This is a genomic window from Rhodothermales bacterium, from assembly GCA_017643395.1.
Taxonomy (GTDB): domain Bacteria; phylum Bacteroidota; class Rhodothermia; order Rhodothermales; family UBA10348; genus JABDJZ01.
Genome location: JAEPNP010000003.1, coordinates 437,909 through 449,057 on the forward strand (window position 1 = coordinate 437,909; position 11,149 = coordinate 449,057).

Consider the following 11,149-nt stretch of genomic DNA (forward strand, 5'->3'; position numbering starts at 1 on the left):
GCGTTGGAAGACGTCCCGTTGCCGCTTTGTGGCGGTTTCAGGGATCTGCCAGGCGTGAATGCCAGAATGATGCCAGCGCACTCGTCCGGGGAGGCCGGACGGCGAGAATCAGAATGTGTCAGGGCAGGTGAGGCGGAGTCCGGCCGCCCTCGCGTGAGTCAACTCAGCGCAACAGCTTGTCGGTTGCTCGGGCAGCCAGCGCCGTGATGCGCACTCCGAACTGTTCGTCGATTACCACAGCTTCGCCCTCGGCGATGAGCCGGTTGTTGGCGAACACCTGAAGCGGTTCGCCGACCAGTTTGTCGAGTTCTAGCACACTCCCGCTGGTAAGACGGAGGATGTCGGCCAGGGGCATGCGCCTTCTGCCGAGTTCCACGGTCACCTCCAACTCGACTCCGGCGAGCAGTCCCAGCCGGGCCTGTCCCTGAGCACTGATGGTCTCGGGACCGAGGTCCGGGAATCCAGCGGATTGAATGCGTACGCCGCCAGCGTTCGCTCCGGGAGGAAGCGTATCCGACGCGTCCGGGCTTGGTCCACCGCCCGCAGACGCGGGCGCGCTTCCGACGGCACTCGGGGGCAGGCCTGCCGCAAAGTCTTCGTTCCCTGCTGAACCGGACTTCTCCATCACAATCTCGCTCTCTGGTTGTTCGCTGAGATAGGTATCGGCAGGCTCGTCGGTACTCTCAACCGCGACAGAATCGACCAGCACGAAGCCGTGCAGGATGGCACCTTCCCACTCCATGAAGAAGGGGAGCTTGTTGGTTGTCTTCTGAAAGACGACCTGATCCAGCGCGTTACCGGGGGCCTTGATCAGCAATTCGGGCGGATTCAGATCGACACCTACCGACGAGAAGTGCGACTGAACCGCTGCCACAAAAAGGCCGGCCAGCTCCAGGCTGATGTCTTCATAGTCCTCATCACCCACCCGCGTCTGCACGCCCAGCTTGAGGCCTGCGATCAGAGGCAGCCACTCGGGGTCCAGCAGGACACCGAACGAGCCACTGGTCGGGTAGACGCCCAGCAGGGAGCGCACGTCGTCCCGCAACTCGTCTTCCACCGCAGCCTGCAGCGTCGAAAACTTGAGCGGGGCCGAATCGCCCAGCATGGTCGACAGGAGTGCTTTCGCGGCCTCGCCAGCCTGTGAGAGCATTTCGCTATTCATGGGATTCGTCTTGTTCGTCGGTGTCGTCCTTGGCGTTCTCGATCACTTCCAGAACCCGGAGTGCCTTCCGGGTGCCGGCGCGGCCGACCATGGCACGGAACTGAGGGATGTTGCCCACCACCACATGGATGGGCTCGGAGATCTTTCGATCGAGGGCGACCACGTCACCTTCGGAGAGATCCAGAATGTCCTGAATGGAAAGGTGCGTGCGGCCGAGTTCGGCTTTGACCTCGACCTCGGTCTTGCGAAGCGTGTCCTCGTAAGCCTGCTTCACGTCCGGATCCACGGGCTCGGTCTGACGCGAGAGCATCTGCCGGATACCGGCTCGGCCGAGCATGCGCTCGATCACGATGTAGGGGTAGCAGATCCTGAGGACGGCTCGGTGTTCACCCAGACCCACCTCAAAGCTGGCTACCACCGCGGGCTCGGTGCCCGGAATGACCTGCACGAACTCGGCGTCGGTCTCAAACGATGAGGTGGAGAGGTGGAGCGGGAAAATGGGTTCCCAGGCCGCTTCCAGACCCCGGTAGGTCCGCTCGACCACGCGGGCCATCACCCGCTGTTCGATCTGGGAAATTTCGCGGGGTTCGGCCTGGAAAGAACCGTGGCCCCCAAACAGCTTTTCGACCGTGTACAGCACCAGGCGCGGATCGTACTCCAGAATCATGCGCGTGGCCTGCCCCTCGGATTCCATCACGTACAGGGCAGAGGGGGCCTGCGTACTTTCGACGTACTCCGAGTAGTGCACCTGCTCGACGGTCACCAGACTCATCTCGACGATGGAGCGCAGCTGGGCCGAGAGATAGACGGAGATGTCTCGCGCAAAGCTGGAGTGCACGTGATTCAGCAGTCGCAGCTGGTCCTGGGACAGCAGTCGCGGCTTGCGGAAGTTGTAGGCGCGCGCCCGCTTGCGGTGCCGGGGAGCCTCCGCATTGGCAATCATGGCAATCTCGTCTGCTGAGATGTCCATCGCTTACTGGACAATGAATCCGGTGAAGTACAGGCGACTCAGCGCGACCTCGTCCTGCGCAAGCACCGAGTTGATGTCGAGCAGCATTCTGGTCTTGATGCTGTCGCGCAGTGCGTAGTCGGTAAGCTGATCGACGGTCAGTGAGCTGAGAATGCTGAGAATGCGATCGCGGATTACGATCTCGCGAAGGCCGACCGCCTCCAGGGCGTCAGCATCCTGGCCCTCCAGACCGACACTAACCATCAGGGCGCGACGCCCGTTGGATTCGGCTGGGTTGACCATCAGTCCCTGCAACTCCGTGAACTCGCCGTACTCGACCGGCTCGGCCGCTTCTTCTTCAGCAATGTCCTCCGCGGTCTGCTCCGTGCCATCGATCATGGCCGTGACCTGCGGAAAGAACAGATAGGCGGCCGCGGCGCCTGCTCCAACGGCTACCAGAATGACCGCAATGATCGTTACAAGGAAGGTCTTGCCGCCTCCCTTGGAAGGCTTTCCTTCAGCTCCGACATCTCCGTCGGCGGGCTGCTGCTGCTCTGCCATGGTTCCCAACTGAAAAGTATTTCGACTCGGCGGTTTTTGGCCCTTCCGGCGGCGGTCTCGTTGGATTCCACGGGGAGAAACTCCCCATGGCCGATCCCGACGTATGCCGAGGGGCTCAGTGCCGATGGTTGTCCTAGCAGGAATCGGACCACAGAAAAGGCCCGGGCTCCCGACAACTCCCAGTTGGTGGGGTAACGATTGGTAGCGATGGGACGATCGTCCGTATGGCCCTCCACGACCACGGCCTGTGCGCTCTGGGCAAGCACGCCGGCAACGCGGTCCAACACGTCCAGCGCCTCCGGCAGCAGCTCTGCCCGACCGGAGGCAAACATGATGGAGTCCACGATGACCACGTGAAGGCCTTCTTCGGTGAGGTTCACCCGCACCTTGTCTTCAAGACCCGATTCTTCGAGGTACTGCAGGAGTTGCTCAAAGCGCTCGGCATGGTCCCTTTGTTCAGGATTGTCGGCGCCTGCGGACTCCTTGGCGATGACCTGCTGGGTGACCGGGGGGAGCACGGCGTCCTCAAGCAGGAAACTGGTGCGACCCTGGAAATAGGACAGGGCCTCTTTGAACTTCTCGACCTCGACCGTGGACATGGACACGATCATGATGAAGAAGGTCAGCAGCAGGGTGGCCATGTCCGAAAACGTGGTCATCCAAAATGGAGCTGACGGATCGTCGTCCTCCTCAGGGGGCGGGGTATTCTTTTGCTTCTTCGCCACGGCTCAGCGAATCAGGCCGCCTTCTTCATGGCAGCGTCTCCCTCTTCTGCGGCCTCTGCTCCATCCTTGAGGAAGAGGTTGAGGCGCTTCTCGATCATGCTCGGGCTCTCACCGCGAACGATGCCCAGCACGCCGGCCTGTACGATTTCGCGCGCCAGGGTAACCTCGGCAAGCTGCGCCTTGGCCTTCTGGGCTGCCGGCAGAAACAGCAGGTTGGAAAGGAAAGCGCCGTAGAAAGTGGTGATCATGGCCACGGCCATGCCGGCACCGATCGCGGCAGGGTCGGACAGGTTCTGCATCATCTGGATGAGCCCGATGAGCGTACCGACCATGCCGAACGCCGGGCAGAAGGTGCCGGCGTTGTTGAGAAACTTGACGGTGGTCGTGCGATCCGCCATCTCCGTGCGCACCTTGCCGATCATCAGTTCCTCGATTTCCTCTTCCTCGACACCGTCGACGGCCATTTCGAGGCCGAACTCCATGAACTCGTCTTCGACGTCCTCGAGAGCCCGGTCCAATGCCAGCAAGCCTTCGCGGCGCGCGGTGCGGGCGAGGTCACCAAACTGGCCGACCAACTCCGCCAGGTTTGGCGCCTGATAGCCGAACATGCCTTTCAGCCCGTTGATGGAGACTTTCATGTCCTCCATGCTCGTTGCCACAAGCAAACCGCAAATGGTGCCGCCGATCACCATGATCATGGACGGCACGTCGAAGAACGTGGTCCACCCCTGGCCCATCATGATGGTGCCGAAGATCAGGACGAATCCGGCAACAAGACCTATTGGTGTTGACTTCTCCATGGGGCGGAAGGGGGGAAGGCGAGCGTATCTCTGCCTGTTATCGGCGCCCGGGCGCGAGGATTAAGAGGCCTGCAGATGCTTGGAGGGCAATTCACGGGAGCCGTCGAGCGGCTGCGGTCCTGCATACCGCACGGGAAGCGCCACGAGACCCTGCTCACGCTCGAAAACGATCAACGTGTCCACGTCGTGGGCCGGGGCGAGCAGGCGTACCGTGCGGCCTCGAAGGCGCACGGTGGGGCAGGAGGTATCGATCGAGGCGAAGGGACCCTTCAGCCGGATGACCTCCTGAACCGCGTCGAGCAGCACGTGAAACGCCTCGCCGGTCTTGTGGAGGGCCAGATAGAGTTTGTTTCCGTGCATCGATCCGCGGGGTTTCCTTGATGCCTTCGGTATCGGCCGAACCCCACTCCCGATAAGCAAAAAACACGGTTCTTCAGGGCAAATAGCCACAAAAAAAGGGTCCCGCGGAAGCCGCGGGACCCTCAATTCAGGAGCGTCGGGTATTACCGTTTCAGGTTGACGGTTTCCTGAAGGATCTCGTCCGACGTAGTGATGACCCTGGCGCCGGCCTGGTAGCCGCGCTGGGCAACGATCATGTCGGTGAATTCCGTCGCGAGGTCCACGTTGGACATCTCAAGTGCACCTGCCACGACGCCGGTCTCGACCTCGTTGCCGGCGCGACCGGTGATCATGTTACCGGATGCGGCCGTCGTGCCGTAGAGGCCATCGCCCACATTGTCCAGGCCGTTCGGGTTGTTCACCGAAGCGACAGCCAGCTGGTAGATGTTCTCTGCCTCACCGTTGGAGTAGTTGAGGGACATCATGCCGTCCGGAGCGATGCTGTAGCCGACCAGCTTGCCGGACTGGTAGCCGTCCTGCGAGCGAACGATGGCTGTGTCGTTGCCGGAGTTCTGGGTGATGTTCTCGATGTTGATCTGGAAAGTCGTATTCGAGTCCGTGTACTCGGAATCCCAGGTGACGTCAATCGGCGTATTGGAAATCAGCTCACCGTCGGTGTCAAAGTCGAGGGTTCCGGTGGTGGAGGCGAAGGCCGCCGGCGTCAGGCTGCCGCCGTAGCTGATGTCATAGCTCCACGTGTCGTCTGCAGTCTTCTCGTACGTGATCAGCGCAGTGTGTGCCGTACCCTGATCATCGTAGATGACCGTCGAGATGTTCACCTGATCGCCCACGGCTGCGTCGGCAGACAGGTTGCCACCGGTCATGACTTCCTGCGTGGCGCTCGCGTTACTCGACGAGGCCCAGTTGATGGAGAGATCCACCAGCGCGGACTGGTCGACATTTCCGTTGGCATCAATCTGGAAACCCTGCACGGTGAGGCCGGCCTTGTTCACCAGCAGACCGTCTTCGTTGAACTCGAAGCGACCGTTTCTGGTCAGCATTTCGCGCTCGCCGTTGGATACGATGAAAAAGCCGTCGCCGTTGAGCGCGAGGTCAGTGGCGTAGTTTGTGTTTTCCAGGGCGCCCTGGTTCCAGTTGCGGTCGATGGACGAGACCGCAACACCAAAGCCCACAAAGGAGGTGTTGACTGCGGCGCCACGCGAGCTCCGGTTCGTACCGAGCATGCGCTGTCCGAGGACATCGGTGAATGCCGTACGGCTGCGTTTAAAGCCGATCGTATTCACGTTGGCAATGTTGTTACCGGTGACGTCCATCTTGGTCTGGTGTGTCTTCAGACCAGAGACACCGGTACGGAGTGAGGAGATCATGGCGGTCTATTGGCGGTTTAGGTTGTCAGTTTGAATTCCGAGTCAGCTGCCGTCTCCGACGGATCTGACGGCAGCCATACTGACCGGCATCTTGCCGATCCAGAGCATGACTCCCTCGGGTGAGAAGGTGACCCGCGACACTTTGCCGCGGACCGTGGATTCGGTTGGAACGGGTTCGCCGCTGCTGTCCTTGGCGACGATGCTCGTGCTGTAGGCCCCTTCGGCAACACGGTTGCCGTGGTCGTCCAGTCCGTCCCACTGGAACGACTGCTCGCCCGAGCCTTGTGCGCCGAGATCTACCGTGCGCAGCAGGAAGCCCGTGCTGTCGCGGATCTCGATCTGCACGGAGGAGGCAGGACCGGCGAGTTCGAACTCGGTCGTGGATGCCGTCTCTCCATCCCAGTTTACCTGGGAGCCGGGGGCCTCGACAGTCTGGCCGATGAGGCCCGCGGCCACACCGTTGTTCATGCTGGTGGCCAGCATCGCGTTGGCTTCACCCTGGGCGGCCAGCGTTCCTTCAATATTGATCAGCTGTTCGACGCTGGTGAACTGGGCCAGCTGCGCTGCAAACTCCTGTCCTTCCAGCGGATTCATCGGGTCCTGATTGCTCAGCTGGGTGACGAGCAGTTTCAGGAATTCGTCGCGGCCCATGGCTGCCGACTCGGAAGAAGGCGTCTCCCTTGGGTTGCCCCGAAGGTCGATGGGTGTGATGCCGAGAGGATCGATGGACATAATGGTTCGCGTCAGCCTACCCAGACGTTGTCGGCACCGCGGCGACCCGACGAATCGGGTTCATCGCCCTCGGTACCGGCGTCAGAGGTGGCAGTGGATTGATTGCGGTTCGAGGCACCTTCGGTCTCGCGACGTCCCGAACTCTGGTCGGTCTGGGATTCGGATCCAAAGCTGAGGTCCACATCTGCGCCGTACCGGTCCCGGAGCTGGTCCTGCAGCCGGTCGGTAGCGGCCGAAAGGCGGGAAGAGGTGTTCAGGTCAGAGGCGAGAATCTGGACGGAGAGCTGCTCTGCCTCACGGCGGGCGCGGATGTTCACTGATCCGAGACCATCCTCCAGTTCGATGGTGACTTCCTTCCACTCATTGCCTGATTGCGGCGCGGTTGCCTCCATGCTCGAGCGCATGGCCCGTAGCCAGGCATTGGCCACCGTCATGCGCCCGCGGGGGCCCTGCGGCTTCTGGGTGAGCATCGAGGTCTCCTCCCCGAACCACTCATCCATAATGTCGATAAGGTGATGATCGAGCAGGGCGGCGGGGTCGATCTCGGGCTCGATCGCCGCATCGACCGGGGGCATCTCAAAAATGGGGTCCGCCTGTGCGGACGCGGTGCGCTGCGGTGAGGCCGCGGCTGTGTCCGAAAGCCGGAATCCCCGATCCTGACGATCGGAGCCCTCGGAGCCACCCTGGAATCCGGAATTCGACGTGGCTGCCGGGCTTGCGTCCGTGCGCGAAGCTTCGGCCTGCCCACGCTCGGATGATTCCTGTCGCACGGTTGTCTCGGGCATTGTATCGAGCGAACCGGGCAGTGCGCCGGCGACATCCGGCGTCGCCGGCAGTCGGGTCACGCCGGGATCGCTTTCCGGGGCCGCGGCAACGGTCGTGGTCGGGGGCGTTGCGCCCTGCGACTCGTAAAACGAGCGAATGTTGAACGTCGGCCGTGCGGAATCGCGGCCGAAGGTGAGCAGACTGCGGCCCCTGTGCGATGCGGATCGCACCTGCACGGGCTCCGCGTCACTGTCCAGCGTGTGACGGGCGATGGGCTCTGCGACCAGTTCCTCAAGGCTCTCGGGTTCCGGCGCCGTGGGCGTTATGAAAGCTTCGGCCTCGCTCGAGACGTCGGCGTTCGCAGCCAATGTGACGGTCACTGGTCGGGGCACCGGTGCGCTCGGGGGAGCGACCGCTCGCGCGGGACGCGACGTCTCTGTCGAGTGTGCAGCCTGGACCGTGGTGGCTTTATCGGCCGTCGCGTTGACGCTTGCCGTCTCCCGCGTGGACGTTGCCGCGACCGGAGCCGAGAGTGTGGTCGAGAACGCGCTGGTCGCCGAACCGGAAACCTGTCGGGGGACAGTGCCCCTCGAAGTCGTGGTACTGGTCGAGTTAGCTGTCTCGCGCACCGTGGAGCCATTTCGTGCCGGTGGCGTGCCGGCTCCAGCCTCTACGTCCTTCGACTCCCGAGGAAGCTCCTGCGGGCTGGCGGCAGGGGCCGGGTTCGCACCGGAGCCCTCAGTCCGGATCGATGTCGGGGAGGTCCGGGCGGTGCCGTCGCTTGCCGAACCCGTCGCGGGACGCACGGATTCCGGTGGCGAGGCGGGCGTCGAAAGGGTGGTGGCTGCGGCCGGACGCAGTCGATCGGGTGTGGCGGACACTACCCGAGGGATTGCGTCCGGGGTGCCGGATTCGGTTGCCGGCAGCGAATTGGCGGTCGTGCCAGGGCCGGACACGGTCGCATCAGAACCTTGTGCGGCGGCGTGACCGGCTGCCGGGGGCGCCTGCTTGCCGAGCGACGTCAGATCCCGAGTATGCGCGCTCGGGACGGATCTCGTCGTGTGATTGGGGCTCGTTGAGGATATTGGAGTGGAGGTCTCCGTCCTGACCGAGCTGTTGGCGGCGACAGCTTCCGCGCGGCCCGTGATTCCGATGGACGGGTTTTCCGCGCGAGCGGCTTGCCCTGTGCCCGCCGGCGGCGCCGGGGTACCTGTGGGTTTACCGTTGTCCGAGCCCGTCGAAGGCGCGGAGCTTTGTTCGGGCGTTTCGGCGGAGCCCCGGGTCGTCAGTCTCGTGGGGGAGGCAGGCTCGCCGGGTGCGGCCGAAGTTTTTGTGTGTGCCCTCGGCAGGGCAACATCATCGATCGAAGAGAGAATCCCGCTCGCGACCTTCTCCCCGGGCTGAGCTCCGGTTTCCGGAGCTACCGGGCTGCCGGACAGGATGGGAGCCTCCGCGGCAACCCACTCGAATCGTTTGCCATCGGCCGTTGAGGAGGTTTCAACCCCGGACTGCGTCTTCCCCTGCGACGACTGCGCAGGATAGGCCGAGTCGGGATGCCGGGTTGAGGTCCATTCCTGGGAGGTCGTCCCGATGGCGTCACCGGACGCTGAACCCCGGCCCTGCCCGTGCTCGGAGTCTGCCTCTTCCACGGTCGGTACGGTGGCCGCGGACTTCGGCGTGTCTTGCTGGAACGACCGGCGCTCCGGGGCCGACGAGTGTCGGTGGATCGGAAGGGCCGCCGTGTCCTTTCCGATGCGTGACGCCGCCGCGCCGGTCGGTTCCGGGTCGGCGGGAGTCGCAACTGAGGTGGCTGTACCCGACTGCGCGAAAGACTGGTCCTTGGGTACGAGTGGGTGGTCCTGGCCGATCGCAGGGGCAGGCTGGGCAGCATCCACGCTCTGCACCGCCTCAGGTCCCTGAAGCGAAGCCGCCGGTGCGTCCGGGGGCCCAGGGCGAGTCGCCGTTTCGAATCGCTGGCCAGGGAGGCTATCGGTCTCGGAAGTGTCGGAGGGGTTCGTGATTGGAACCTGGCTGGTTGCCGCTCCGATGGCAGTGCGTGCGACCTCGCTGGTTTCAGCGCTTGCCACCGGCGCGCCGGTTACCGGAGCCGGCTGGATCTCAAAGTGTGGCGCTCCCGTCGAACAGTGTGCGGTCTCCGGCGCTTCCTGCGAAGCGGGCTCTCCCGACGGGACGTGTACCTGGGAGACACCGGAGCCTGGCTGCGGAATGCTCGCTGTCGGTACCGGACGGGAGAACCGCCCTGCACGGTGCCTGTGTTCGGTAGCAGGCTCCACGGAGATCTCCGAACCCGTGGTTCGGGTCTTCGCGGCATTTGAGTGCGCGGAAGATTCGCCGATACCGGCGATATCCCGGGGAACGGGTCGCCGATCGCTTTCAAAAGCAAAGGTCCCATCGTCCACCGTTCCCCGCGAGGTCGTCGCGGGTGTCTGAGGGTCACTCGCGAGCTCCGGAGCGCCGACGCGTGCCGGCGAAGGTGCCGGTGAGCCGCCGGCACGGGCAAGCAGGCCTGCGAAATCGCCCGGCGATCCTCCGGAATCGTCCGGGCCGGAGCCGGAAACATCGGGCTGTGTGCCGGCCGTGGCCGTCGGTGCTGAGAAGAGGACTGTGATGGACGTTTGCGTCACTGAGTTGAATCTGGCTGAGATGGGGTGGCAACCGGCGTCTGACCAGGGCCTGCGATAAAGCGCTCCACAAGGGCCGATGCCCGGTCGGGCTTGAGAGCCTGCAGGATGGTGGTGCGGTTGCGGGAGGATGCGGCGTTGTAGAGGTCGTCCAGGCTGGTGTCGTCGAGGCCCTCCAGGATGGGCGACAACTCAGCGGTATCCAGCTTGGGCAGAGTGGAGGCCATCGCTGCGGCGATTTCCTCGCGGGAAGTCTTGTTGCGAAGCAGCTCCTTCAGACGGTCCACCTCGATTTGCAGGTCGTCTGCCCGGGAAATGGCGGCAAGCAGCTCCCCCTTGGCGATCGCCAGCGAATCGACGAGTTTCGAGGTGATCTGGGACTGGGCTTCGAGGCTGGCACCCCAGGCGTCGCGGTTCAGGGAGTCCGTCAGGGCCCCCACGTCGAGGCTGTCCGGTACGATCAGTTCCGCCGGCTCTTCCGTCGGTTCGATGGACATGTACACGCCGACAAAGGAGCCGCCGAAGGCCAGAATGGCCAGTGCGATGAGCAGGATTATTCGCATGGAAGCAGGTTCGGTGCGGGCCGCCGGCCAAAGCCGATCACGCCCAGTTCATCAAGGGTCTCTTGATCCCGTTTGCGCACCCCGTCCAGGAATTGCTCGTGCTGCCGTTCTCGCAGGTCTTCCAGCGCCTGCTGGTCCCGCATCCTGGCAGCCAGTTCGTGACGGGCAGCGAGCTCGCCGGCCTCGAGTTCCGCAACCAGCTTGCGAGCCTGTTCCACGCGGTCGATGGCATTCGATCGCATATCGGAAAAACGGCGCAAGTCGTGCACACCGTTGCCGGTGGCGGCGCGGGTAAGGAGCGCATTGAGTTCCTGTTCTGCGGCCGCCAGAGCCTGCCTGGAGCCAACTACCTGGCGCAGCGCGTCGGCCAGTCGCACGCGTGCGCGCTCGGCCTCGAGGCGCCGCAGCTTCAGCACGGCTTCCAATCTGAACTGGAACTTCTTTCCCGTCATTTTCTGTGTTTTTCCCGGACTTTCGGGCGATATGGGGGTTTTCTGAAGACGAACAAACTCCCGGCCAAACA

At 63.4% G+C, this 11,149-nt stretch carries 12 protein-coding genes; 1 reads left to right on the forward strand and 11 read right to left on the reverse strand.

What is annotated here, in order from left to right:
- Positions 1–163 precede the first annotated feature (163 nt).
- The 9 genes from fliN to JJ896_12435 form a co-directional block, all read right to left on the reverse strand.
- Positions 164–1,162, reverse strand: a complete 999-nt coding sequence (gene fliN, locus JJ896_12395; GenBank protein MBO6780445.1) for a flagellar motor switch protein FliN — start codon at positions 1,160–1,162, stop codon at positions 164–166.
- Positions 1,155–2,132 carry a flagellar motor switch protein FliM gene (gene fliM / locus JJ896_12400; GenBank protein ID MBO6780446.1) on the reverse strand — a complete coding sequence of 326 codons (978 nt, stop codon included), beginning with the start codon at positions 2,130–2,132 and terminating at the stop codon, positions 1,155–1,157. The genes fliN and fliM overlap by 8 nt, the downstream gene beginning before the upstream one ends.
- 3 nt (positions 2,133–2,135) lie before the next feature.
- The gene (locus JJ896_12405; protein MBO6780447.1) at positions 2,136–2,672 is read right to left on the reverse strand and encodes a flagellar basal body-associated FliL family protein; all 537 of its coding nucleotides are present in this window, start codon (positions 2,670–2,672) and stop codon (positions 2,136–2,138) included.
- Positions 2,588–3,397, reverse strand: a complete 810-nt coding sequence (locus JJ896_12410) for a flagellar motor protein MotB (GenBank protein ID MBO6780448.1) — start codon at positions 3,395–3,397, stop codon at positions 2,588–2,590. The genes JJ896_12405 and JJ896_12410 overlap by 85 nt, the downstream gene beginning before the upstream one ends.
- 11 nt (positions 3,398–3,408) lie before the next feature.
- On the reverse strand, positions 3,409–4,197 hold the full coding sequence (locus JJ896_12415; protein ID MBO6780449.1) for a MotA/TolQ/ExbB proton channel family protein: 789 nt from the start codon (positions 4,195–4,197) through the stop codon (positions 3,409–3,411).
- Between the two features lie 60 nt (positions 4,198–4,257).
- Positions 4,258–4,557 carry a hypothetical protein gene (locus tag JJ896_12420; GenBank protein ID MBO6780450.1) on the reverse strand — a complete coding sequence of 100 codons (300 nt, stop codon included), beginning with the start codon at positions 4,555–4,557 and terminating at the stop codon, positions 4,258–4,260.
- A gap of 143 nt (positions 4,558–4,700) precedes the next feature.
- Positions 4,701–5,924, reverse strand: coding sequence for a flagellar hook protein FlgE (locus JJ896_12425; GenBank protein ID MBO6780451.1), 1,224 nt, complete (start codon positions 5,922–5,924; stop codon positions 4,701–4,703).
- Positions 5,925–5,966: 42 nt separating this feature from the next.
- Positions 5,967–6,656, reverse strand: a complete 690-nt coding sequence (locus tag JJ896_12430; protein MBO6780452.1) for a hypothetical protein — start codon at positions 6,654–6,656, stop codon at positions 5,967–5,969.
- A gap of 11 nt (positions 6,657–6,667) precedes the next feature.
- A complete protein-coding gene (locus JJ896_12435) occupies positions 6,668–7,789 on the reverse strand; it encodes a hypothetical protein (GenBank protein ID MBO6780453.1) in 1,122 nt (373 codons plus the stop codon).
- On the opposite strand from JJ896_12435, the gene JJ896_12440 reads away from it, so the two are divergent.
- Positions 7,746–8,408: a hypothetical protein gene (locus tag JJ896_12440; GenBank protein ID MBO6780454.1), complete on the forward strand. Its 663-nt coding sequence runs from the start codon at positions 7,746–7,748 to the stop codon at positions 8,406–8,408. The genes JJ896_12435 and JJ896_12440 overlap by 44 nt on opposite strands.
- A 1,654-nt stretch (positions 8,409–10,062) precedes the next feature.
- On the opposite strand, the gene JJ896_12445 is transcribed toward JJ896_12440, so the two are convergent.
- Both JJ896_12445 and JJ896_12450 read right to left on the reverse strand, forming a co-directional pair.
- Positions 10,063–10,626, reverse strand: coding sequence for a hypothetical protein (locus tag JJ896_12445; protein ID MBO6780455.1), 564 nt, complete (start codon positions 10,624–10,626; stop codon positions 10,063–10,065).
- A complete protein-coding gene (locus JJ896_12450) occupies positions 10,617–11,078 on the reverse strand; it encodes a flagellar FliJ family protein (GenBank protein ID MBO6780456.1) in 462 nt (153 codons plus the stop codon). The genes JJ896_12445 and JJ896_12450 overlap by 10 nt, the downstream gene beginning before the upstream one ends.
- Positions 11,079–11,149: the final 71 nt, after the last annotated feature.

What these genes read in the sequence shown, in the direction of transcription:
- fliN (MBO6780445.1), bottom strand. Translation starts at nt 1,162, where the DNA reads ATGAATAGCGAAATGCTCTCACAGGCTGGCGAGGCCGCGAAAGCACTC.
- fliM (MBO6780446.1), bottom strand. Translation starts at nt 2,132, where the DNA reads ATGGACATCTCAGCAGACGAGATTGCCATGATTGCCAATGCGGAGGCT.
- JJ896_12405 (MBO6780447.1), bottom strand. Translation starts at nt 2,672, where the DNA reads ATGGCAGAGCAGCAGCAGCCCGCCGACGGAGATGTCGGAGCTGAAGGA.
- JJ896_12415 (MBO6780449.1), bottom strand. Translation starts at nt 4,197, where the DNA reads ATGGAGAAGTCAACACCAATAGGTCTTGTTGCCGGATTCGTCCTGATC.
- JJ896_12420 (MBO6780450.1), bottom strand. Translation starts at nt 4,557, where the DNA reads ATGCACGGAAACAAACTCTATCTGGCCCTCCACAAGACCGGCGAGGCG.
- JJ896_12425 (MBO6780451.1), bottom strand. Translation starts at nt 5,924, where the DNA reads ATGATCTCCTCACTCCGTACCGGTGTCTCTGGTCTGAAGACACACCAG.
- JJ896_12430 (MBO6780452.1), bottom strand. Translation starts at nt 6,656, where the DNA reads ATGTCCATCGATCCTCTCGGCATCACACCCATCGACCTTCGGGGCAAC.
- JJ896_12440 (MBO6780454.1), top strand. Translation starts at nt 7,746, where the DNA reads ATGAAAGCTTCGGCCTCGCTCGAGACGTCGGCGTTCGCAGCCAATGTG.
- JJ896_12445 (MBO6780455.1), bottom strand. Translation starts at nt 10,626, where the DNA reads ATGCGAATAATCCTGCTCATCGCACTGGCCATTCTGGCCTTCGGCGGC.
- JJ896_12450 (MBO6780456.1), bottom strand. Translation starts at nt 11,078, where the DNA reads ATGACGGGAAAGAAGTTCCAGTTCAGATTGGAAGCCGTGCTGAAGCTG.